Annotated in this window: 20 protein-coding genes; 17 read left to right on the top strand and 3 right to left on the bottom strand. The window is 72.3% G+C overall.

Annotation, left to right across the window (positions count from 1 at the left end):
* The first annotated feature begins 48 nt into the window (after positions 1 to 48).
* The 17 genes from lepB to rplT all read left to right on the top strand — a co-directional run bounded on the left by lepB (position 49) and on the right by rplT (position 18,009).
* A complete protein-coding gene (gene lepB / locus LPT13_RS07740) occupies positions 49 to 627 on the top strand; it encodes a signal peptidase I (RefSeq protein WP_242165265.1) in 579 nt (192 codons plus the stop codon).
* Between the two features lie 86 nt (positions 628 to 713).
* Entirely contained in the window at positions 714 to 1,643 is a 930-nt protein-coding gene (locus tag LPT13_RS07735; RefSeq protein WP_242165263.1) for a glycine--tRNA ligase subunit alpha, read from the top strand.
* A gap of 3 nt (positions 1,644 to 1,646) precedes the next feature.
* On the top strand, positions 1,647 to 3,728 hold the full coding sequence (glyS, locus tag LPT13_RS07730; RefSeq protein ID WP_242165261.1) for a glycine--tRNA ligase subunit beta: 2,082 nt from the start codon (positions 1,647 to 1,649) through the stop codon (positions 3,726 to 3,728).
* Positions 3,729 to 3,874: 146 nt separating this feature from the next.
* Positions 3,875 to 4,759, top strand: coding sequence for a pyruvate, water dikinase regulatory protein (locus tag LPT13_RS07725; RefSeq protein WP_242165260.1), 885 nt, complete (start codon positions 3,875 to 3,877; stop codon positions 4,757 to 4,759).
* Positions 4,760 to 4,867: 108 nt separating this feature from the next.
* Positions 4,868 to 7,585 (top strand): pyruvate, phosphate dikinase, encoded by a 2,718-nt coding sequence (gene ppdK, locus LPT13_RS07720; RefSeq protein ID WP_242165258.1) that lies wholly within the window; start codon positions 4,868 to 4,870, stop codon positions 7,583 to 7,585.
* A gap of 136 nt (positions 7,586 to 7,721) precedes the next feature.
* Positions 7,722 to 8,792 (top strand): S-methyl-5-thioribose-1-phosphate isomerase, encoded by a 1,071-nt coding sequence (gene mtnA / locus LPT13_RS07715; RefSeq protein ID WP_242165256.1) that lies wholly within the window; start codon positions 7,722 to 7,724, stop codon positions 8,790 to 8,792.
* Positions 8,793 to 8,810: 18 nt separating this feature from the next.
* Positions 8,811 to 9,854 carry a deoxyguanosinetriphosphate triphosphohydrolase gene (locus tag LPT13_RS07710; RefSeq protein ID WP_242165254.1) on the top strand — a complete coding sequence of 348 codons (1,044 nt, stop codon included), beginning with the start codon at positions 8,811 to 8,813 and terminating at the stop codon, positions 9,852 to 9,854.
* A gap of 66 nt (positions 9,855 to 9,920) precedes the next feature.
* The gene (locus LPT13_RS07705; RefSeq protein ID WP_242165252.1) at positions 9,921 to 10,721 is read left to right on the top strand and encodes an AzlC family ABC transporter permease; all 801 of its coding nucleotides are present in this window, start codon (positions 9,921 to 9,923) and stop codon (positions 10,719 to 10,721) included.
* A complete protein-coding gene (locus LPT13_RS07700; RefSeq protein WP_242165250.1) occupies positions 10,718 to 11,041 on the top strand; it encodes an AzlD domain-containing protein in 324 nt (107 codons plus the stop codon). The genes LPT13_RS07705 and LPT13_RS07700 overlap by 4 nt, the downstream gene beginning before the upstream one ends.
* Before the next feature lie 206 nt (positions 11,042 to 11,247).
* The gene (locus tag LPT13_RS07695) at positions 11,248 to 12,900 is read left to right on the top strand and encodes an ABC transporter substrate-binding protein (protein WP_242165248.1); all 1,653 of its coding nucleotides are present in this window, start codon (positions 11,248 to 11,250) and stop codon (positions 12,898 to 12,900) included.
* 4 nt (positions 12,901 to 12,904) lie between these two features.
* Positions 12,905 to 13,933 carry an ABC transporter permease gene (locus LPT13_RS07690; protein WP_242165246.1) on the top strand — a complete coding sequence of 343 codons (1,029 nt, stop codon included), beginning with the start codon at positions 12,905 to 12,907 and terminating at the stop codon, positions 13,931 to 13,933.
* On the top strand, positions 13,926 to 14,807 hold the full coding sequence (locus tag LPT13_RS07685; RefSeq protein ID WP_242165244.1) for an ABC transporter permease: 882 nt from the start codon (positions 13,926 to 13,928) through the stop codon (positions 14,805 to 14,807). Before LPT13_RS07690 ends, LPT13_RS07685 begins: the two co-directional genes overlap by 8 nt.
* Positions 14,808 to 14,819: 12 nt before the next feature.
* Positions 14,820 to 16,007, top strand: a complete 1,188-nt coding sequence (locus tag LPT13_RS07680) for an ATP-binding cassette domain-containing protein (protein ID WP_242165242.1) — start codon at positions 14,820 to 14,822, stop codon at positions 16,005 to 16,007.
* Positions 16,001 to 16,606, top strand: coding sequence for an ABC transporter ATP-binding protein (locus LPT13_RS07675; RefSeq protein ID WP_242165239.1), 606 nt, complete (start codon positions 16,001 to 16,003; stop codon positions 16,604 to 16,606). Before LPT13_RS07680 ends, LPT13_RS07675 begins: the two co-directional genes overlap by 7 nt.
* A 237-nt stretch (positions 16,607 to 16,843) precedes the next feature.
* Positions 16,844 to 17,413 (top strand): translation initiation factor IF-3, encoded by a 570-nt coding sequence (gene infC / locus LPT13_RS07670; RefSeq protein WP_160710540.1) that lies wholly within the window; start codon positions 16,844 to 16,846, stop codon positions 17,411 to 17,413.
* A 2-nt stretch (positions 17,414 to 17,415) separates the two neighbouring features.
* Positions 17,416 to 17,613, top strand: coding sequence for a 50S ribosomal protein L35 (gene rpmI, locus LPT13_RS07665; RefSeq protein WP_160710541.1), 198 nt, complete (start codon positions 17,416 to 17,418; stop codon positions 17,611 to 17,613).
* Positions 17,614 to 17,652: 39 nt separating this feature from the next.
* Positions 17,653 to 18,009, top strand: coding sequence for a 50S ribosomal protein L20 (rplT, locus tag LPT13_RS07660; protein WP_242165237.1), 357 nt, complete (start codon positions 17,653 to 17,655; stop codon positions 18,007 to 18,009).
* A gap of 259 nt (positions 18,010 to 18,268) precedes the next feature.
* On the opposite strand, the gene LPT13_RS07655 is transcribed toward rplT, so the two are convergent.
* The 3 genes from LPT13_RS07655 to LPT13_RS07645 all read right to left on the bottom strand — a co-directional run bounded on the left by LPT13_RS07655 (position 18,269) and on the right by LPT13_RS07645 (position 21,946).
* A complete protein-coding gene (locus LPT13_RS07655) occupies positions 18,269 to 18,682 on the bottom strand; it encodes a NifB/NifX family molybdenum-iron cluster-binding protein (protein ID WP_242165235.1) in 414 nt (137 codons plus the stop codon).
* A gap of 117 nt (positions 18,683 to 18,799) precedes the next feature.
* A complete protein-coding gene (locus tag LPT13_RS07650; RefSeq protein ID WP_242165233.1) occupies positions 18,800 to 20,371 on the bottom strand; it encodes a DEAD/DEAH box helicase in 1,572 nt (523 codons plus the stop codon).
* A 90-nt stretch (positions 20,372 to 20,461) separates the two neighbouring features.
* A complete protein-coding gene (locus LPT13_RS07645) occupies positions 20,462 to 21,946 on the bottom strand; it encodes an MGDG synthase family glycosyltransferase (RefSeq protein ID WP_242165230.1) in 1,485 nt (494 codons plus the stop codon).
* Positions 21,947 to 21,977: the final 31 nt, after the last annotated feature.

Here is a 21,977-nt window from a genome sequence, read left to right as displayed (position 1 = left end):
CCCGCCCGGCAGCTCGGACACGCGTCGAAGAAGGGGAGCGCCACGCCCATGTACTCTGGTCAGCATGCTGAAACCCGCGGCCCCACCTTCCTGCGCACGCTCGTCCGCATCCTCGTGATGATCGGCCTGGTGGTGGCGCTGTCCTGGGGGCTGCGCACCTTCGTGTTCCAGGCCTACGAGATCCCCTCCGGCTCGATGGAGGAGACCATCATGACCGGCGACATGGTGTTCTCGGAGAAGGTCACCTACTACTTCAACGAGCCCGAGCCGGGCGACATCGTCACCTTCCAGGACCCGGAGATCCCCAGCCGCATCCTCATCAAGCGCGTCATCGCCACGGGCGGCCAGACGGTCGACCTGGTCGACGGCAAGGTGGTCGTCGACGGCGTGCCGCTCTACGAGCCCTACACCGACGGCGAGCCGTCCTACCCGCTCACGCCGGTCTACGGGAAGGCCATCAGCTACCCGTTCACGGTGCCCGAGGGGCAGCTGTGGGTCATGGGGGACAACCGCACCAACTCCCAGGACTCGCGCTACTTCGGCCCCATCGGCGAGGACACCGTCACGGGCCGCGCCGTGCTCATCTACTGGCCGATCAGCAACATCGGCCTGCTCACGCCCGCCTAGGGCCCGGCGCCCGCGGGGCGCCACGCGAATCAGGCGCGGACGGCGGCGGCCGCCCGCGAGGGGAAGACGAGACGAGAAGGAGAGCCATGCCAACCGATAAACCGCTGGACGCCGGGCTGCCGCCCACGTTCCAGGACGTCATCATGAACCTGCAGCGCTACTGGGCCGACCAGGGCTGCGTCGTCCTCCAGCCCTACGACAACGAGGTGGGCGCCGGCACCTTCCACACCGCCACCACGCTGCGCTCGCTCGGCCCGGGCGTGTGGCGCACCGCCTACGTGCAGCCCTCCCGCCGCCCCACCGACGGCCGCTACGGCGAGAACCCCAACCGCCTGCAGCACTACTACCAGTTCCAGGTCATCCTGAAGCCCTCGCCCGACGACGTGCAGGAGCTCTACCTCGACAGCCTGCGCGCCATCGGCATCAAGGTGGAGGAGCACGACGTGCGCTTCGTCGAGGACGACTGGGAGAGCCCGACGCTGGGCGCCTGGGGCCTGGGCTGGGAGGTGTGGATCGACGGCATGGAGTGCACCCAGTTCACCTACTTCCAGCAGATGGGCGGCTTCGAGTGCCGGCCCGTGCCCGCCGAGATCACCTACGGCCTGGAGCGTTTGACCATGTACATCCAGGGCGTCGACAGCGTCTACGACATCGTGTGGAGCCGCGGCGAGGACGGCACGGTGTTCACCTACGGCGACGTGTTCCTCGAGAACGAGCGCGAGTTCTCCGCCTACAACTTCGAGGTGGCCGACACCGACTTCCTGTTCGGCGAGTTCGACCGCTACGAGCGCGAGTGCAACCGCACGCTCGCGGCGGGCCTGCCGCTGCCGGCCTACGACTACGTGCTCAAGTGCAGCCACGCGTTCAACCTGCTCGACGCGCGCGGCGTCATCTCCGCCACCGAGCGCATGGGCTACATCCTGCGCGTGCGCACCATCGCCAAGGCCTGCTGCGCCAGCTACCTGGAGCACGTGGTCGGCCAGGCGCCCGCCCTCGAGGAAGAGAAGGGGGAGTAAGCCATGGGCACCAAGACCCTTGCCTTCGAGATAGGCACCGAGGAGCTTCCCGCGTTCGACCTGCACGAGGCCACCGCCAAGCTGGGCGGCATCGCCGCGGCGGCGCTCGACGGCGCCGGCATCCCGCACGGCGAGATCGAGGTCTACTCCACGCCGCGCCGCCTCATCGTGGTGGCCGCCGACGTGCCCGAGCGCACCGAGGCGACCGAAGAGTGCTTCCGCGGCCCCTCCGCCAAGATCGCCTTCGACGCCGACGGCAACCCGACCAAGGCCGCGCTGGGCTTCGCCCGCGGCAAGGGCGTCGACGCGAGCGCGCTCGAGCGCCGCGACGAGAACGGCACCGAGTACGTGTACGCCGTGGTCAGCACGCCCTCGCGCGACGTGGCCGAGCTGCTGCCCGAGCTGCTCGCCGACGTCGTGCGCGCCATCCCGTGGCCCAAGACCCAGCGCTGGGGCAGCCGCGGCGAGCAGTTCAGCCGCCCGGTGCGCTGGCTCCTCGCGCTGCTGGGCGATGAGGTGGTGCCGGTGGAGTTCGCGGGCCTCGTCGCCGGCGACACCACGCGCGGCCACCGCTTCCTGGCGCCCGGCCCCCACAAGGTGGCGTCGGCCGACGAGCTCATCGACGTGCTGCGCGGCGCCTACGTCGTTCCGAGCGAGGCCGAGCGCGAGGAGCTCATCCGCGCGCAGGTGGCGAAGGCCGAAAAGGAGTCGGGCCTGACCGCCGAGCTGCACGCGAAGACCATGCGCGAGGTCGTGAACCTGGTCGAGTACCCCACGGTCATGGTGGGCGAGTTCGACGAGCTGTTCCTGGCCGTGCCCAAGGAGATCACCGTCGACGCGATGCTGGTGCACCAGCGCTACTTCCCGCTGTTCAACGCCGACGGCACCCTGGCCAACAAGTTCCTCATCACCAGCAACGGCGATGCGCGCTACGAGGCCAACATCATCGACGGCAACCAGCGCGTCGTGGCGCCGCGCCTCTACGACGCCAAGTTCTTCTACGACGAGGACCTGAAGAAGCCGCTCGAGGACTACGTCGAGGGCCTGAGCCAGGTGGTGTTCCAGGAGTCGCTGGGCTCGACGCTGGCCAAGACCGAGCGCGTGGTCAAGCTGGCCGCGCACCTGGCCGTCGACGCGGGCCTGACCGGCCAGGACGCCGCCGACGCCGAGCGCGCCGCGTACCTGTGCAAGGCCGACCTGGTGACGGGCGCCGTGGTGGAGTTCACCAGCGTCCAGGGCATCATGGGCCGCTACTACGCGCTGGCCGCGGGCGAGACGCCCCAGGTGGCGCAGGCCATCGCCGACCACTACCGCCCGCGCTTCGCCGGCGACGACCTGCCCGAGAGCCGGGTGGGCCAGGTGGTGGCCATGGCCGACAAGGTCGACACCATCTGCGGCCTGTTCGCCGTGGGCCAGGCCCCGACCGGCTCGTCCGACCCGTTCGCGCTGCGCCGCGCGGCCATCGGCGTCATCGCCATGCTCGAGGCGGGGCTGCCCGTGTCGCTGCTCGACGCCATCGACGCCGCCCTGGCCGGCATCGCCGCCGACGGCATCGCCTTCGACGAGGCGGCCGTGCGCGCCGAGGTGGTGGAGTTCTTCATCGCCCGCGTCAAGGTGCTCCTGCGCGAGGAGGGCGCCGCGGCCGACGCCATCGACGCGGTGCTCGCCACCGGCGTGGCCGAGCCCATGGCGCTCATCGCCCGCGTGCGCGCCCTCGAGGCCGCCCGCGCCGACGCGCCCGAGACCTTCGAGGACCTGGCCGTCGCCTTCGCCCGCGCCAACAACCTGCGCGACGCCGACGCCGGCACCGACTGCGACCCGGCGCTGTTCTCGGCCGAGGAGGCGGCGCTGGCCGCCGCCGTCGACGCCGCCGACGCCGCCGTGGCCGCGGCGCTCGCCGCCGACGACTACCCGGCCGCGCTCGCCCAGCTGGCCGCCCTGCGCGCGCCCATCGATGCCTTCTTCGAGGCGACGATGATCATGGACGACGACCTCGCCCTGCGCGCCAACCACCTGCGCCTGCTCAACCGCTTCACCGGCGTCTTCGCCAACCTGGCCGACTTCGGCCTGATGTCCAAGAAGTAGCTCGCACGCCCCGCGGGGAGGGTGGCGCGGGGCCTCGTGCTCAAACAGTCCTCGCTTGGTGCGACAGCCCACCGGGCTGTCGCAGTCGCTGCGGAACTGCGCGCGAGACCCCGCGCCACCCTCCCCGCTGACCATTGGAGGATCCCGTGGACAACCACTCGCCGCAGGAGCGCGCCGCGCGCGTGCCCACCATCCACGTCATCTCCGACTCCGTCGGCGTCACCGCCCAGGCGGTGGCGCGGGCGGCCGCGGCGCAGTTCGGCGTGAACGACCCCAAGATCGAGGTCCTGCCCAAGGTGCAGAGCTTCGGCCAGATACGCTCCTTCTTGGAGGAGCACGCGGCCTACCACGTGCACACCCTGGGCGACGATCGGCTGCTCGTCTTCTTCACCCTGGTCGACCGCTCCATGTCCGAGCAGACGGCCGCCTACATCGCCGAGCACGACAACATCCTGGGCGTCGACATCATGACCGGCGCCGTCGAGGCCATCGCCGAGCTGTCGGGCATGCGCCCCACCAGCCGCGCCGGCTCGCTACGCGAGGCCAACGAGGGCTACTTCCGCCGCATCGAGGCGATCGAGTTCACCATCGCCCACGACGACGGGCGCAACCCCCAGGACCTCACCGAGGCCGACATCGTGCTCCTCGGCGTGTCGCGCTCGTCCAAGACGCCGCTTTCCATCTACCTGTCGCAGCAGGGCTACAAGGTGGCCAACATCCCGCTCGACCCGTCCACCGAGCCCCCGCGCGAGATCTACGACGTCGACCGCACGCGGCTGTTCGGCCTCATGACCACGGCCGACGTGCTCACCGACATCCGCCAGCGCCGCCTCGGCAACGCCGCGGTGGTCGCCGCCAGCTACGCCGACCCCGAGTACATCTACGAGGACCTCGAGAAGGCGCGCGCCCTCATGCGCCGGCTGGGCTGCATCGTCATCCACACGGAGAAACGCGCCGTAGAAGAGACCGCTCAGGAGATTTTGCGCTACTACGAGCGATCCCACCCCTCCGCCACTGATATCATTGAGTAGCACCCGCCCGCGCGGGTGCGCTTCCGCATTCGCGCGGCTCCTCACCGCAGGCGCCGGCGACCCAGGTAACCGCACGGCCCGCCGTGCACAGCGTGAAGGAGAGAAAAGGTGACCGAAGAAGTGAAGCGCGTCTACGCATTCGGCAAGGATGCCCAGGGCAACAACGTGACCGAGGGCAACACCGACATGAAGATGATCCTCGGCGGCAAGGGCGCCAACCTCGCCGAGATGGCCAACATCGGCCTTCCGGTGCCTCCCGGGTTCACCATCACCTGCCAGACGTGCATGGAGTACGCCAACGCGGACAACACCTGGCCCGAGGGCGCGCTCGACACCATCGCCGAGTACCGCGCCGACCTCGAGGAGCGCATGGGCAAGAAGATCGGCGACGCGGCCGACCCGCTGCTCGTCTCCGTCCGCTCCGGCGCCCCCATGTCGATGCCCGGCATGATGGACACCGTGCTGAACCTGGGCCTGAACGACCAGTCCATCAACGGGCTCATCGCCCAGACCGAGAACCCGCGCTTCGCCTGGGACTCCTACCGCCGCTTCATCCAGATGTTCTCCAACGTGGTCATGGGCCTGGACGGCGACCTGTTCGAGAACGCCATCACCGCCATGAAGAACGAGCGCGGCGTGGCCTCCGACACCGACCTGTCGGCCGACGACCTCAAGGAGCTCGTCGACGAGTTCAAGCGCATCTTCTCCGAGAACGTGCCGGCCGCCGACTACCCGGCGCTCGCGGTCGACGGCGTCGCGCAGTTCCCGCAGGACCCGATGGTGCAGCTGCAGCTGGCCATCGAGGCCGTGTTCGGCTCCTGGAACAACCCCCGCGCGGTCCTCTACCGCAAGAAGAACAAGATCGCCGACGACCTGGGCACCGCCGTCAACGTGCAGTCCATGGTGTTCGGCAACAAGGGCAACACCAGCGCCACCGGCGTGGCCTTCACGCGCAACCCCGCCAACGGCGACAAGGAGTTCTACGGCGACTACCTGGTCAACGCCCAGGGCGAGGACGTCGTGGCCGGCATCCGCAACACGAGCCCCATCGCCGAGCTCAAGGAGGTCGAGGGCCTGGAGGACGCGGGTCGTCAGCTGGAGGAGGTCTTCGTCACGCTCGAGAACCACTTCCGCGACATGTGCGACATCGAGTTCACCATCGAGCAGGGCAAGCTCTGGATGCTCCAGACCCGCGTCGGCAAGCGCACCGCGGCCGCCGCGCTCCACATCGCCATCGAGATGGAGAAGGAGGGCCTCATCACCAAGGAGGAGGCCGTCATGCGCGTCGAGCCCGACCAGCTCGACCAGCTGCTCCACCCGCAGTTCGACAAGGACGCCTCCTACGACGTCATCGCCCGCGGCCTGAACGCCAGCCCCGGCGCCGCCGTCGGCGAGGCCGTGTTCTCCGCCGCCGAGGCCGTGGCGCTGGCCGAGGCCGGCCGCAAGTGCGTGCTCGTCCGCTGGGAGACCAACCCCGACGACCTGGCCGGCATGATCGCCGCCGAGGGCATCCTCACCTCGCACGGCGGCAAGACCTCGCACGCGGCCGTCATCGCCCGCGGCATGGGCGCGCCCTGCGTCTGCGGCGTCGAGGCCCTGAAGATCGACGCCGAGAAGAAGCAGGCCACCGTCACCGGCACCGACATCGTCATCCGCGAGGGCGACATGGTGTCCATCGACGGCACGACCGGCGTGGTGGTGCTCGGCGCCGTCGACCTGGTGATGCCCGAGCTCACCGGCGATCTGGACACCATCCTGGAGTGGGCCGACGAGTTCCGCACCCTGGGCGTGCGCGCCAACGCCGACAACCCCGAGGACGCCGAGCTGTCCCGCAACTTCGGCGCCGCGGGCATCGGCCTGTGCCGCACCGAGCACATGTTCCTGGGCGACCGCAAGCAGATCATCCAGTCCTTCATCCTGCATGACGACGAGCTCATCCGCGAGAAGGCCGTGGCCGACCTGTTCGCGGCCCAGACCGGTGACTTCTACGGCATGTTCAAGGCCATGGACGGCTACCCGGTGATCGTGCGCCTGCTCGACCCGCCGCTGCATGAGTTCCTGGAGAGCCCGCGCGCCCTCGACGTCGAGATCGCCCGCATGGAGGCGGCCGGCGCCGCGGCCGAGGCCATCGCCGAGAAGCGCGACCTGATGGAGAAGATCGACTCCTTCGCCGAGCAGAACCCGATGCTGGGCATGCGCGGCTGCCGCCTGGGCATCGTCTACCCCATCCTGCCCACCATGCAGGTGCGCGCCATCGCCACCGCCACCGCCCGCCTGAAGAAGGAGGGCCTCGACCCGCGCCCCGAGATCATGATCCCGCTCGTGTCCGTGGCGCCCGAGCTGGCCAAGCTGCGCGCCCAGGCCGAGGCCGCCATCGCCGAGGTGGCCGCCGAGGAGGGCGTGGAGCTGGACATCCCCGTCGGCACCATGATCGAGCTGCCGCGTGCGGCCGTCACCGCCGACGAGATCGCCCAGTACGCCGACTTCTTCTCCTTCGGCACCAACGACCTCACTCAGACCACCTTCGGCTTCAGCCGCGATGACGTCGAGGCCGAGTTCGTGCCGCAGTACCTGACCGAGCGCCTGCTGCCCTTCAACCCCTTCGCCACCATCGACCCCGGCGTGGCGAAGCTGGTGAAGATGGGCGTCGAGCTGGGCCACGAGGGCAATCCCGACATCGTCTGCGGCGTCTGCGGCGAGCACGGCGGCGACCCGGACTCCATCCAGACGTTCAACGCCATCGGGCTCGACTACGTGAGCTGCTCCCCCTACCGCGTGCCGGTCGCGCGCCTGGCCGCCGGCCAGGCGGCCCTGCGCCAGCGCTAGCGCGAGAAGGGCCGACCGCCCAGGGCCCCGCGGGAGACCGCGGGGCCCTTTTGCGTAGGACGTCCTCCCGCGCCGGCCGCCTTCCCGCGGTTGCGCTAGAATGGGCGCGAGATCCCCGGTGAGCGAAGGAGGCCCTATGGCAGGCAAGGTGGACGTCTCGCGACTGCCGCGGACGGTGGCGCTCGAGCGGGGCGCGGACGGCGCGCCCGAGCTCGTGCTACTCGACCAGCGGCTGCTGCCCGCCGAGGAGCGCACCGTGCGCCTGCGCGACTGGCGCGCGGCCGTCGACGCCATCCGCGCGCTCGCCGTGCGCGGCGCGCCGGCCATCGGCGTCGCGGGCGCGGCGGCCGTGGCGCTGGCCGCCTGGGAGCGCGCCGCCGGCCCGGAGCCTGCCGACGCGGCCGCCTTCCTCGCCGGGCTCGAGGCCGACGGCGCCGCCATCGCCCAGGCGCGCCCCACGGCGGTGAACCTGCCCTGGGCGGTGGGCCGCGCCCTCGGCGAGGCGCGCCGCCTCGCCGCCGCCGGAGAGCCGCCCCGCGTCGTCGCCGAGGCGCTGGCCGACCTCGCCGTCGAGCTGGCCGCGGCCGACGAGGCCGCCAACCGCGCGCTCGGCGCCCACGGCGCGGCGCTCTTGCCGTGCGATGCGACCATCCTCACCCACTGCAACGCCGGCAGCCTCGCCACCGCCTTCTACGGCACGGCCCTCGGCGTGGTCTACGCCGCCGCCGAGCGGGGAGGCGTGGCCCGCGTCTTCGCCGACGAGACGCGCCCGGTGGGCCAGGGCGCGCGCCTGACGGCCTGGGAGCTCGCCCGCGCCGGCGTGCCCGTCACGCTCATCTGCGACGACATGGCTGCCTCGCTGCTCGCGTCGGGCGCGGTGGACGCCGTGGTGGTGGGCGCCGACCGCGTCGCCGCCAACGGGGACGCCGCCAACAAGATCGGCACCCTCGGCGTGGCCGTGCTGGCCGACCGCTACGGCGTGCCCTTCTACGTGGCCGCGCCCACCTCCACCGTCGACCTCGCCGTCCCCGACGGCGCCGCCATCCCCATCGAGGAGCGCGACCCGGCCGAGGTGCTGCCCGCGCCCATCCCCGGCGTGGACGTGTGGAACCCGGCCTTCGACGTGACCCCGGCCGGCCTCATCACCGCCATCATCACCGAGCGGGGCGCCTTCGCCCCCGCCGACATCGCCCGCGCCTGCGCCTGAGACGAGAGGAGCGCCGCCATGAACATCTGCCAGCGCGAGGACCTGGAGCAGCGCGAGATCGACGCGCTGTCCCCCGACGCCACGCTCGCCCGCGACAGCGAGGGGCGCGAGCGGTCGGGCGACCCCGACCTCCTGCGCACCGACTTCCAGCGCGACCGCGACAAGATCCTGCACACGAAGTCGTTCCGCCGCCTGTCCCATAAGACCCAGGTGTTCCTGGCCGCCGAGGGCGACCACTACCGCACGCGGCTCACCCACACCCTCGAGGTGGCCCAGATCGCGCGCACCATCGCCCGGGCGCTCGGCCTGAACGAGGACCTCACCGAGGCCATCTCGCTCGGCCACGACCTGGGGCACACCCCCTTCGGCCACACCGGCGAGGACGCGCTCGCCCGCTGCGTGGCGCGCCGGCGCGGCATCGACCCTGAGAGCCCCGCCGCCGCGGCGCTCTACCGCCACAACGAGCAGAGCCTGCGCGTGGTCGAGCTCATCGAGAACGGCGGGAAGGGCCTCAACCTCACCGCCGAGGTGCGCGACGGCATCCTCTGCCACACCGGCCCCACGCGCGCCGAGACCCTCGAGGGGCGCATCGTGGCGACGGCCGACCGCATCGCGTACGTCAACCACGACATCGACGACGCCATCCGCGCGGGGCTCCTGCGCGAGGACGAGCTGCCCCAGAGCACCCACGAGGTGCTCGGCCCCGACCACTCCTCGCGCATCGAGGCCCTCGTGACCGACATGGTGCGCACCTCGGCCGCCGGCGACGACATCCGCATGAGCGATGCGGTGTGGGACGCCATGATGGAGCTGCGGGCGTTTCTGTTCTCCCATGTCTACCAAGCGCCGGTGGTGATGGTGGAGGTGGACAAGGCGACGCGGCTCATCGAGGCGCTCTTCGGCTACTTCATCGAGCACCCCGCCGAGGTGCCCGCCGAGTACCGCGCCATCTCGGACGGCGACGACGTGCGCGCCGTGACCGACTACGTCGCCGGCATGACCGACCGCTACGCCAAGGCCACCTTCCAGGACATCTTCGTGCCCAACTCCATCCACTACTAGGGGAGGGGCGCGCCGCCGGCCGGATCGCGGGCGCGCTGCGGGGCGAATGGTTATAATGGGCAGGCTGTGATTTGCCGCGAGCACATACGAGACGCCTTCCACGCCGCCGTGCCCATCATGCTGGGGTACGTGGCCATCGGCATACCCTGCGGCATCCTGTGCGACTCCATCGGCCTCGGCCCGCTGCAGGTCTTCCTGCTGTCGGCGCTGTTCTACTCGGGGGCCGGGCAGTTCATGATCCCCAACATGTACCTGGCGGCGTCGCCGCTCGCCTCCATCATCGCGAGCGTGTCGCTGGTGAACACGCGCCAGATGCTCTACTCGGCGTCCTTCGCGCCGGAGTGCCAGGGGGTGTCCAAGCGCCTGGCGTTCTTCTTCGCGGCCACGGTGACCGACGAGTCCTACGGCGTGTCCACCGCCAAGTTCGCCGAGGGCGGCTGGTCGGTCGACCGCGCGCTCATGGTGAACCTGCTCTCGCAGAGCTCCTGGGCGCTGTCGAACGTGGCGGGTGCGCTTCTGGGCGGGGCCATCGGCATCCCGCTCAACATCGCGGCCTTCGCCATGACCTCCATCTTCATCTGCCTGCTGGTGACCCAGCGGATGACCTCGGCCAACATCGTCGCCATCGTGCTGGCGATGGCGGGCGTCTACGCGTGCAAGGCCGTCGGGCTCACCGGCCCCGCCATCCTGGTGGGGGCGCTTCTGGGCGTGGCCGGTGCCATGGCCTACGCGAGCGCGCGCGACCGCCGCATCGTGGAGCGCTCGGCCCAGATGGACGCCGCGCGTCGGGCGGACGCCGTGGGCGTGGCCGGCACGGGCGACGGCGCGTCCGGCGGCGCGGGCGCCGAGGGGGGCGTGCGGCGATGAGCTGGGGGGAGTTCTGGGTCGTGCTGGTGGTGTGCGGGCTGACGATGCTCGCGTGCCGCGTGCTGCCGCTGTTCCTGCTGAAGGGGCGCGAGCTGCCGCCGACGCTCAGCCGTGCGCTCGGGTTCATCCCGCCGGCCGCCTTCGCGGCGCTCGTGGCCAACGACCTGCTGACGCCGGGGATGCTGTCGGCGGGGCTGTGGCCCGCGGGGATCCCCCTCGTCGCGGCGCTCTGCGTCGTGGCGGTGGCCTGCAAGACGAAGTCGCTCCTCTGGAGCGCCGTCGCCGGCGTCGCCTCCTACGCCCTGCTCACGCTCATCTAGCGCCCGCGCTGTCACACACCATGCGTACGGATGTTTCACGTGAAACACTTGACCTTCTTGGTCATCGTTACTTCGCCGCTCGCCGGCGGAAGTTACGTCTTTCGTATTCGTAACACCGCCCGCGCCCATCCCTGGTATCCTGTGTTACGCAATTTCAATTCGTAACACGTCCGGCGTCGACGCCGTGGCGGGAGAGGAGCCTTGCCGTGGCCCCCCTGTCGAGAAGAGGATTCGTCAAGCTGGCCGGCTGCGCGGCCGGCGCCCTGTCGCTCGGCGGCGTCATGGCCGCCTGCTCCGCCGAGGAGCCCCGCGCCGGCGGCGATGCCCCGGCGGACGGCCCGGAGCCCAGCCAGGTGGTCGTCACCATGACGCCGGGATCCGAGCCGGCGGCCGGCTTCGACCCGCTGGCGGGCTGGGGCGCCGGCGAGCACGTCCACGAGCCCCTCATCCAGTCCACGCTCATCGCCACCGACGACGACCTGGCGTTCGTGAACGACCTCGCCACCGCCTACGGCTGCTCGGACGACGGCATGACCTGGACGTTCACCATCCGCGACGACGTGCGCTTCACCGACGGCGAGCCGCTCACGGCCTCCGACGTGGCCTTCACCGTGAACGGCATCGTGAACGGCGCGGGATCCCAGGCAGATCTCTCGATGGTACGCGAGGCGGTCGCCCTCGACGACGTGACCGTGGAGCTGCGCATGGCGCGGCCCAACAACGCGCTGCTCTACACGCTGGCCGTGGTGGGCATCGTCCCCGAGCATGCCTACGGGCCCGACTACGGGACGCACCCCGTCGGCAGCGGCCGCTACGTGCTCGAGCAGTGGGATCGCGGCCAGCAGGCCATCCTGCGGGCGAACCCCGGCTACTACGGCGACGCGCCCCAGATCGAGCGGGTGGTCGTCCTGTTCATGGAGGAGGACGCGTCGCTGGCGGCCGCCCAGTCGGGCCTGGCGGACGTGGCCTACACCTCGCCCGCGCTGGCGCCGAGCACGCCGGCGGGCTACGACCTGCTCGTCTGCGGCACCGTCGACTCCCGCGGCATCTCGCTGCCGAGCGTGGGCCCCGACCACGGCCCGGTGGTGGTCGAGGGCGACATGGCCTACGAGGCGGGCAACGCCGTGACGAGCGACGTGGCCGTGCGCCGCGCGCTCAACTGCGGCATCGACCGCGACCGCATGATCGAGCACGTGCTGGACGGCTACGGCACCCCCGCCTACAGCGTGGGCGACGGGATGCCCTGGGCGAGCGAGGCCATGCGGGTCGACTACGACGCCGACGCCGCCCGGGCGCTTCTGGACGGGGCCGGCTGGGCCGCGGGCGCCGACGGCGTGCGCGCCCGCGACGGGGTGCGCTGCGCCTTCGACCTGTGGTACCCCGCCGGCGACTCGGCGCGCCAGGCGCTCGCCTACGACTTCGCCGACCAGTGCGCGGCCCTGGGCGTCGCCGTGAGCCCGCGCGGCGCCAGCTGGGATGACATCTACCTGCGCCAGTACGCCGACCCGGTGCTGTGGGGCTGGGGGTCGAACTCGCCGGTGGAGCTCTTCGAGCTCACCTACTCGCAGGGTTGGGGCAACTACGCGCTCTACGCCAGCCCCGAGGTGGACGCGGCGCTCACCGCGGCCCAGGCCCAGCCGACCGTCGAGGCGTCCTACCCGCTCTACCAGCAGGCCCAGTGGGATCCGGCCACGAATACGGGCGTCGCGCCCCAGGGCGCGGCCACGTGGGTGTGGCTCGCCAACGTCGACCACCTCTACCTCGCGCGCGAGGGCCTGCGCGTGGCCGCCCAGAAGCCGCACCCCCACGGGCACGGCTGGTCGCTCGTGAACAACGTCGACAAGTGGAGCTGGGCGTAGGGCCGTGGCGCGCCGCATCCTCATCGCCCTGGGGCGCCTCGCCCTGCTGCTGGCGGCCGTGAGCCTGGCCGTGTTCGTCCTGGTGGACCTCTCGCCGATCGACCCGGTGCAGGCCAACGTCGGCCAGGCGGCGCTTCTGGGCATGAGCGACGAGAAGCGCGCGGCGCTCGCGGCCCATTGGGGCGCCGATGTGCCGTGGCCCGAGCGCTACCTGGCCTGGGCCCAGGCGCTCCTCCAGGGCGACATGGGCACGTCGCTGCGGTACAACCAGCCGGTGGCCCAGGTCATCGCCGAGCGGGCGGGCAACTCGCTCGTCCTCATGGGCATCGCCTGGGCGGCGAGCGGCGTCCTCGGCTTCGCGCTGGGGGTGGCCGCGGCGCTCAGCCGCGGGCGGCTGCTCGACCGCGCCGTGCGCGCCTACTGCTTCGTGCTGGCCTCCTCGCCCACGTTCTGGGTGGGGCTTCTGCTGCTGACCGTGTTCGCCGTCATGCTCGGCTGGCTGCCGCTCGGCTTCTCGGTGCCGGCGGGCAAGGCCGCGGCCGACGTGACCCTGGCCGACGCCCTGCGCCACGTGGCGCTGCCGGCCGTCACGCTGTCGCTCGTCGGGGTGGCGAACATCGCCCTGCACACCCGTGCCAAGGCCATCGACGTGATGGGAAGCGACTGGTTCCGCTTCGCCCGGGCCCGCGGCCTCTCGCCGGCCCGCGCCATGGCGCGCCACGGGCTGCGCAACCTGGCGCTCCCTGCCGTGACGCTCCAGTTCGCCCAGGTGGCCGAGATCTTCGGCGGCTCGGTGCTGGTGGAGGAGGTCTTCTCCTACCCGGGGCTCGGCCAGGCGGCCGTCACCGCGGGCCTCGGCGGCGACGTGGCGCTGCTCGCCGGCATCGCGCTCGTCTCGGCGGCCATCGTGTTCGCGGGGAACCTGGCGGCGAACTTGATCTACGGGCTGGTGGACCCGCGCCTGCGGCCGGCCGGGCGGGCCCGCGCCGCCGCGCGCCGGGCCCTGGCGGGGGAGGGGGCCTCCCGTGGCTGACCTGCGAGGCGCCCCCGCCGCTCCCGTCCCCGTGCTCTCGGCGCCGCGCTCCCGTCGCCTGCCCAACCGCCGCGCGGCGCTGGCGCTGGCCGTGCTGGGGGCGGTCGCGCTCGCGGCCGTGGTGGCCGCCGGCGCGGCGCTGGCCCCCGAGGCGGCCCGCGTCGACTTCGCGGCCAAGGGGCTCGCGCCCTCGGCTGCGCACCCCTTTGGCACCGACTGGCTCGGCCGCGACATGCTCGCGCGCACTGTGGCGGGCCTGTCCACCTCGGTGCTCGTGGGCCTGGCCGCGGCCGTCGCGTCCTCGCTCATCGCGCTCGCGCTGGCGACGGCGGCGGCCCTCGGCGGCCGGCGCGCCGACGCCGTGGTGGCGTGGCTCGTCGATCTCATGATGGGCATCCCGCACATCGTCCTGCTCATCCTCATCTCGTTCGCCCTGGGCAAGGGGCTCGTGGGCGTGACGGTCGGCGTGGCGCTCACCCACTGGCCGAGCCTCACGCGCGTCCTGCGCGCCGAGATCCTCCAATGCCGCGCGTCGGGCTTCGTGGCCGCCGCGCGCCGCCTGGGCGCGACGCCGGCCCAGGTCGCCTGGCGCCACCTCGTGCCCTACGTGCTGCCGCAGTTCCTGGTGGGGCTCGTGCTGCTGTTCCCCCACGCCATCCTCCACGAGGCCGCCGTCACCTTCCTCGGGTTCGGCCTGCCGCCCGAGCTGCCGGCCATCGGCATCATCCTGTCCGAGGCCATGGGCTACCTCTCGGCCGGCATGTGGTGGCTCGCGGTGTTCCCGGGCCTGGCGCTGGTGGCCGTCGTGATGCTGTTCGACCTGGTGGGAGGCTCGCTGCGCAAGCTGGTCGACCCCCGTGGGGCCCAGGAGTAGGGGGTGGGGGAGATGAGCGCGGATGAGATGCGGAAGCCAGGCGGCGGCTCCGGCGCGGTGCTGGGCGGGCCGGGCGCGGCCCCGTCGTCGGCCGAACCGGGCGCGGCGGGCGCGGCCCCGGCGGCGGGCGACCCCGGCACGGCGCCGCACGAGGCCCTCGACCACGGCGCCTCGGCGGTGCACCACCACCACTCCCACGCCCCCGGCTCGCGCCACGGGCACGGCCACCACCTCCTCCAGGTGGAGGGGCTCACGGTGGCGTTCCGGATGTACGACGACGCGGCCGGGTCGTTCCTCACGGCGCCGCAGCGCGACGTCGAGGTCATTCACGACCTGTCCATATCCGTCCACGAGGGCGAGGTGGTGGCCGTGGTGGGCGCGTCGGGGTCGGGCAAGTCGCTTCTGGCCGACGCGGTGATGGGGCTGTTCGAGCCCAACGCGTCCGTGCGCGGGCGCATCTGGTTCGACGGCGAGCCGCAGGACGCCGCGTCGCTTGCGGCCCTACGCGGGCGCGGCATCTCGCTCGTGCCCCAGTCGACGGCGAGCCTCGACCCGCTCATGCCCGTCGGGCGCCAGGTGGAGGGCGCGCCGCGGGGCCGTGGGGCCGCCCGGCGCGCCGACGCCCGGCGCCGGGCCGCGCGACGGGCGGAGCTCTTCGAGCGCTACGGGCTGGCGCCGGAGGTGGCGCGGCTGTACCCCCACGAGCTCTCCGGCGGCATGGCGCGCCGCGTGCTCCTGTGCTGCGCGCTCATGGACGAGCCGCGGCTCATCGTGGCCGACGAGCCCACGCCGGGCCTCGACCTGCCGCTCGCCGTGCGCGCCCTGGCCGACCTGCGCGCCTTCGCCGACGCCGGCGGCGGGGTCATGCTCATCACCCACGACATCGAGCTGGCGCTCGCGGTGGCCGACCGCGTGGCGGTGTTCCGGGACGGCACGGTGGTGGAGGAGACGGCCGTGGCGAGCTTCGCCGACCCGGCGCTTCTGGCCCACCCGTTCAGCCGCGCCCTCTGGCACGCCCTGCCCGAGCACGACTTCGCCGCGGGCGACGATGCGCTGACGGACGGCGAGGGCGCCGGGCCCGCGGCGGCCGCGGACGGCGGCCTCCCCGGAGCGGTCGGCGCCCCCGCCGACGGCCCCTGGGGCGCGGGCGCGCCCCTCACCGAGGCAGACGTCGAGGCCGACGAGGAGGATCCATGCTAGAGGCGCGCGACATCACGTTCGGCTACGGCGGGCGGCCGCTCTACGAGGGGCTCTCGCTGGCGGTGGCCCCCGGCGAGCGCGTGGCCCTGAGCGCGCCGTCGGGCTTCGGCAAGACGACGCTCTGCCGCATCCTGGCCGGCTACGAGCGCCCCCAGGCGGGGTCGGTCACCGTCGACGGCGCGCCGCTGCCCCGGCGCGGGCGCTGCCCCGTGCAGCTCATCGGCCAGCATCCCGAGCACGTCGTCGACCCGCGGCTGCGCCTGGGCGCCACGCTCGCCGAGGCCGGCGCCGACGAGGACGAGCTCGCGCGCCTGCGCGAGGCCCTCGGCATCCGCGAGGCGTGGCTCGCGCGCTTCCCCCACGAGCTCTCCGGCGGCGAGCTCCAGCGGCTCTGCATCGCCCGCGCCCTCGCCGCGCGCCCGCGCTACCTCATCGCCGACGAGGTGTCCACCATGCTCGACGCCCTCACCCAGGCACGGGTGTGGCAGGTCCTGCTCGACGAGGCGGCCGCCCGCGACCTGGGCCTGGTCCTGGTGTCCCATTCCCCCGCCCTCACCGCCCGCCTCGCCACCCGCGTGGTCAACCTGGCAGGGGAGTAGCCGTCCTCCGCCTCTCGCGCGCCTTCTCAACTTCCCCCTTGCGCTCGCGTTTGCCATGCCCTATACTGCAAAGGCTGTCTGACAAGTGAGGGGAGACCCTCCACCTGGTTCGGCGCCTCGGCTGCTGATGGGTTCCTCGTTAGGCTGGCCGCCTCGCGGCCGCATCCTTGGATCGAGCCCGCCGCGCCGTCTGCGCCGCGGGTTTCTTATTGCGCCCGGAAGGCGCGGAAAGAGGAGGTGAGCGCGATAGCTGCTCAGGAGCCCAGGCTCAACGACGAGATCACCACGCGCGAGTGCCGTCTGATCGACTTCGACGGCAACCAGCAGGGGATCTTCCCCACCGCGCAGGCCAAGCGCATCGCCGAGGAGGCCGGCTACGACCTCGTCGAGATCGCGCCGAACGCCGACCCGCCCGTCTGCCGCATCATGGACTACGGCAAGTTCAAGTACGACCAGGCCATCAAGGCGAAGCAGGCGCGCAAGAACCAGAGCAAGATCGAGGTCAAGGAGATGAAGTTCCGCCCGAAGATCGACGTGGGCGACTACACGACCAAGAAGAAGCACGTGCTCCGGTTCCTCGAGGCGGGCAACAAGGTGAAGATCACCATCATGTTCCGCGGCCGCGAGATGGCCCACCCGGAGCAGGGCCTGTCCATCCTCGAGCGCCTCGCCGACGACCTCAAGGACGTGGCCGTCATCGAGAACCAGCCCAAGATGGAGGGCCGCAACATGCACATGCTCATCGCCCCGCTGCCGGCGGCGGTGAAGAAGAAAGACTCTAAGAAAGAAGAAGGAAAGGACGAGTAACGATGCCTAAGATGAAGACCCACCGCGGGACCGCCAAGCGCTTCCGCGTCACCGGTTCCGGCAAGATCATGCGCGCCAAGGCGTTCAAGAGCCACATCATGACGAAGAAGAGCCCCAAGCGCGAGCGCAACTTCCGCCACGAGACGGAAATCGCCGAGGCCGATGCCAAGGTCGTCAAGCGCAACCTCGGCCTCCGCTAGTCCCGCTCACCTCACCGTCATCCAAGGAGTGATTCAGATATGCCTCGTGTAAAGCGTTCCATCCACGCCCGTAAGAAGCGTCGTACCGTCCTTTCCCGCGCCAAGGGCTACTACGGCGCGAAGTCGCGCTCGTACCGTGCCGCGAAGGAGCAGGTGCAGCACTCGCTGCAGTACATGTACCGCGACCGCCGCAACAAGAAGCGCGAGATCCGCCGCCTGTGGATCACCCGCATCAACGCCGCGGCCCGCATCAACGGCCTGTCCTACTCGGTGTTCATGAACGGCCTGAAGAAGGCCGGCGTCACCCTGGACCGCAAGGTGCTCGCCGACATGGCCGTGAACGACCCCACGGCGTTCGCCGCCCTGGCCGAGGTCGCCAAGAAGGCCGTCGCCTAGCCTTCCGCGCCTAGGAGAGAAGAGAGAGGGGCCCGCGTCCTCGGATGCGGGCCCCTCTGCATGGGGAGAAGCCCCCACCTCGGACGAGGCGGGGGCTTCGCATTTCAGGGGATGGGCGAGGCGAGACGGGGATGCTTCGCGTTTCAGGGGAGGGTACGCGGCGTGGCGTGCGCGTCTGGGATGCAGCGCGCGGCCTCGCGTCTCGGGGGGGATGCGCCGCGGCGCGGCAGGCGCGTTCGGCGGGCGCAGCGGGTCGGCGCTAGACGGCGGACTCGAGGTCGCGGTAGATGCGGTCGAAGGCGGCGTCGATGTCGCGGTCCTCCGGGTCGGCGGAGCGCTGGGACGCGGCGTGGCACAGCTCGGTGGCGCCCATGAGCGTGTGGCTGATGTAGGCCTCGGCCACCTCGCGGGCGGTGCCCTCCACCCCGGCCACCACCTCGATGCCGGCATAGCACAGCTCGTTGGCCATGTCCATGTCGATGCCGCCGGCGATGAGGGCGTCGAAGCCCAGGTCCTTCACCAGCTGGGCGGCGTCGTGGCTGGTGACGCCCATGTTCGGGAGGTTGCGGCAGTCGGTGATGATGCCCTTGTCCACGGTGTAGCACATGAAGCTGGCGCACTGGGCGGCATGGTGCGACACTCCCATGCCCTCGCATGCAACGGCAACCTTCATGGGCCCCCACCTTTCACGTTCCTCTTCGTCTCCCTCGGCCCCCTAAGATACCGTGAGGAGGGCGGGGGAGGGGCGAGGCATTGGGAAGCGGGTTTCGCCGACGGCGAGCGGGGGCCGCTAGCGCCGGCCCGACCGCTCACCGCGCGAGCGGCGCTGCTCGGCCACCGCGGCGCGGTGCGCGCGCCCGGGCCTGAGGTCGCCCCGGCTGCCCGCCTTGGCGCCGCGCGCCCCCGCCGAGCCGCCCGCCGCGCGCCCGCCGCGGGCCGCCGGGGCCTGGGCGCCGTGCGTTCCCTTGCCCTTGGGAGCTCCGCCCGCCGGGGCCTTCGCGGGCGCGCCGGCACCGCGCGCGGCCGCCTTGGCCGCCACGTCCTTGGGGCGCCGCCCCTTGCCGCGGCCCGCCTTGGGCGCGCCGCCCGGGGCCGCGCCCTCCTCGGCCGCCCTCTCGCGGGCCTTGGCCTTGCGCTTCTCGCGGGCGCGCAGCTCCTTGGCGGCCTCGGCGATCTCGGGGTCCTTGCGGGCGGAGGCCTGGGTGGCCCGCGCCGCCGACTCGGCCGCGGCCTGCTCCACGTCGAAGGAGGGCACCTCCAGCGTCGGGATGCGCCGCTTGGTCAGCTTCTCGATGGCCGCCAGCTCGTCTTCGGTCTCGGGGATGACGAAGGACAACGCGAAGCCCTCGGCGCCAGCGCGGCCCGTGCGCCCGATGCGGTGCACGTAGTCCTCGGGGACGGTGGGAAGGTCGAAGTTGACGACGTAGGCCACCTGGTCGACGTCGATGCCGCGGGCCAGCACGTCGGTGGCCACGAGGATGCCGGTCGTCCCCTCGGCGAAGTGGCGCAGCGCGCGGTCGCGCTGGTTCTGGGACCGGTCGGAGTGCAGCGGCTCGGCGGCGTAGCCCCACTTCTTGAGCTTGCGGCAGGCCGCGTCGGCGCGCCGCCGGGTGCGGACGAACACGATGACGCGGTCGGCGCCGTGCTCGTCGAGCACGCAGCGCAGAAGGTCCATGCGCAGCGACTTGGGCACGCGGCAGATGAACTGCTCGACGGTGTCGGCCGTCTCGCCGACGTGCGCGATCTGCACGACGGCCGGGTCGTGCAAGAGCGCGTCCACCTGGCGGCGCACCGACTCGTCGATGGTGGCCGAGAACAGCAGCGTCTGGCGGCTCTCGGGCGTGGCGGCCACGATGCGGCGCACGCTGGGGAGAAATCCCATGTCGAGCATGCGGTCGGCCTCGTCGAGCACGAGCACCTCCACATCGTCGAGGAACACCGCCTGCTGCCCCGTGAGGTCGAGCAGGCGCCCGGGGGTGGCGATGAGCACGTCGGTGCCCTTGGCCAGCCGCTGCTCCTGGGGGCCCTGGGCCACGCCGCCCACCACGCAGGTGACGCGGCGCCCGTCGCCGGCGGCGATGGTCCCGCACACCTCGGCGATCTGGTTGGCCAGCTCGCGGGTGGGGGTGACCACCAGCACGACGGGGTGCTTGGGGCGCGCGGCGCGGCCCGTGCGGTCGAGCGCCGGCAGCGAGAAGGCGGCGGTCTTGCCGGTGCCCGTCTTGGCGGCGGCGATGATGTCGCGCCCCTCCAGCACGAGGGGGATGGCGCGCTCCTGCACGGGGGTGGGGCTCTCGTAGCCCAGGCGGGACACCGCCTCCAGGGCGGCGGGGGACAGGCCGGTGTCGGCGAAGGTGGTCATGGGGTTCCTCTCAGGGGGACGGCGCGTCCCCGCGGTCGTGCCGCGCGGCGAGCGCCGCGGGCGGGTCGGGATGGTCCGCGGGCGCGCGGCCTAGCGGATGTGGGCCGGCTTGCGGCCCCAGTAGAAGTCGAACAGGCGCTTGCGCCGCGTGCGCGGGTCGGGCGGCTCGTCGCTCTCCGCCAGCTGCCACGTGGCCCGCGCGATGTCGAGGGCGGCCGCCGGCTTGCGCAAGAACGACGCGTTGATGAGCATGGCGTCGGTGCTGGCCGGGTGCGCGTCGATGTGGCGCAGCGTGTCCAGAAGCTCGCGGGCCGTGGTCACGTGCAGCGCCGCGCCCGAGGCCGTGAGCATGCGCACGTTGGCGTTCTCCTGGCCGTAGGCGCGCCCCATGAGCACCATGGGCACCCGCGCGCAGAGGCACTCGGTGACCGTGAGGCCGCCGGACTTGCAGATGATGAGGTCGCTCGCGGCCATGAGCGCCGCGATGGCGTCGACGTACTCGAGCACCGTCACGTTGGCCAGGCCGTAGTCCTCGCACTGGCGCCGCACGTGGTCGGCGTAGGCGGCGTCCTTGCCGGCGACCACCACCAGGTGCATGTCCTCGAAGGAGTGCAGGTAGGGCAGCAGCTTGTCCAGCGCGTCGCGGAAGTGCACGTAGGGCCGGGGCAGGTGCGCGCCGGCGAGCGCGAGGACCACGCGCCTGTCGGAGGGCAGCCCGAGCGAGGCGCGCACCGCGTCGCGGTCGTAGTCCTCGCCGAAGGCGGGGCGGGTGGGGATGCCGGTGATGAGGATGCGCTCCTCGGGCACGCCGCGGGGGCGCAGCGTCTCGGCCATGTACTCGTTGGCCACGCAGAACAGGTCGGACTTACGATGGGGCCACATGCCCTCCACCTCGTAGTCGGTGGGCACGCACACGATGGGGAAGTCCTGGCCCGTGAGCATCCGCGCGCCCACGGCGACGTTGGCCGCCGTGATGTGGGTGGCGACGACGGCGGCGGGCCGGCACTCGCGCACGTAGTCGGCGAAGCGGGGGAACATGGCGTGGACCCAGATGGTGCCGCCGCCCCACAGGAGCCGCCCCGTCAGGGTGTAGCGCCAGGTCAGGTCGTAGAAGGGGCGGGTGACGCCCGTGAACATGGACGCGGTGGCGTTGCCGTCGATGGGGACGCGGCCGAAGTCGAGGATGTCCAGGACGCGCACGTCGAGGTCGTCGGGCAGGCCGCCGCCGTGAGCCGGGTCGTCGCGGAGCAGCTCGAAGGCCTGGGCGACGGCCTCGGCCGCGCTGCGGTGGCCCGAGCCCACCGAGGCGTGCATGACGAGCACGACCGGGCGCGCCGGATCCTGCTCGGCGGGCGCGGCGACGAGCTCCTCGGGCGCGGCGGGCGCGAGGGCGGCGGCCCCGGCGGGCCCGGTCGCGGGCGCGGCGTCGGGCGCGTCGGCGGGCGCGAGGGCGGCGTCGGCGGGCGCGAGGGCGCCGGCCGACGGGGCGTCGGCGGGGGAGGCGCACCCGGCGTCCTGCCCGGGCGCCGCGCCGGCCTCGGGCACGGCCTTCTGGGGGTTTTCCTGCGTATCCATGACGGGCATCATAGCGCATGGGCGGCCGGCG

The organism is Adlercreutzia faecimuris, assembly GCF_022669055.1.
Taxonomy (GTDB): Bacteria; Actinomycetota; Coriobacteriia; order Coriobacteriales; family Eggerthellaceae; genus Enterorhabdus; species Enterorhabdus faecimuris.
Note: the sequence above shows the minus strand (reverse complement) of the source record. Positions and strands in the feature narration are given on the sequence as shown.

Coding starts and splice junctions, on each gene's coding strand:
- LPT13_RS07675 (WP_242165239.1), top strand. CDS start 16,001: ATGCTAGAGGCGCGCGACATCACGTTCGGCTACGGCGGGCGGCCGCTC.
- rplT (WP_242165237.1), top strand. CDS start 17,653: ATGCCTCGTGTAAAGCGTTCCATCCACGCCCGTAAGAAGCGTCGTACC.
- LPT13_RS07710 (WP_242165254.1), top strand. CDS start 8,811: ATGAACATCTGCCAGCGCGAGGACCTGGAGCAGCGCGAGATCGACGCG.
- lepB (WP_242165265.1), top strand. CDS start 49: ATGTACTCTGGTCAGCATGCTGAAACCCGCGGCCCCACCTTCCTGCGC.
- LPT13_RS07735 (WP_242165263.1), top strand. CDS start 714: ATGCCAACCGATAAACCGCTGGACGCCGGGCTGCCGCCCACGTTCCAG.
- LPT13_RS07655 (WP_242165235.1), bottom strand. CDS start 18,682: ATGAAGGTTGCCGTTGCATGCGAGGGCATGGGAGTGTCGCACCATGCC.
- rpmI (WP_160710541.1), top strand. CDS start 17,416: ATGCCTAAGATGAAGACCCACCGCGGGACCGCCAAGCGCTTCCGCGTC.
- mtnA (WP_242165256.1), top strand. CDS start 7,722: ATGGCAGGCAAGGTGGACGTCTCGCGACTGCCGCGGACGGTGGCGCTC.
- LPT13_RS07650 (WP_242165233.1), bottom strand. CDS start 20,371: ATGACCACCTTCGCCGACACCGGCCTGTCCCCCGCCGCCCTGGAGGCG.
- glyS (WP_242165261.1), top strand. CDS start 1,647: ATGGGCACCAAGACCCTTGCCTTCGAGATAGGCACCGAGGAGCTTCCC.
- LPT13_RS07645 (WP_242165230.1), bottom strand. CDS start 21,946: ATGGATACGCAGGAAAACCCCCAGAAGGCCGTGCCCGAGGCCGGCGCG.
- LPT13_RS07700 (WP_242165250.1), top strand. CDS start 10,718: ATGAGCTGGGGGGAGTTCTGGGTCGTGCTGGTGGTGTGCGGGCTGACG.
- LPT13_RS07680 (WP_242165242.1), top strand. CDS start 14,820: ATGAGCGCGGATGAGATGCGGAAGCCAGGCGGCGGCTCCGGCGCGGTG.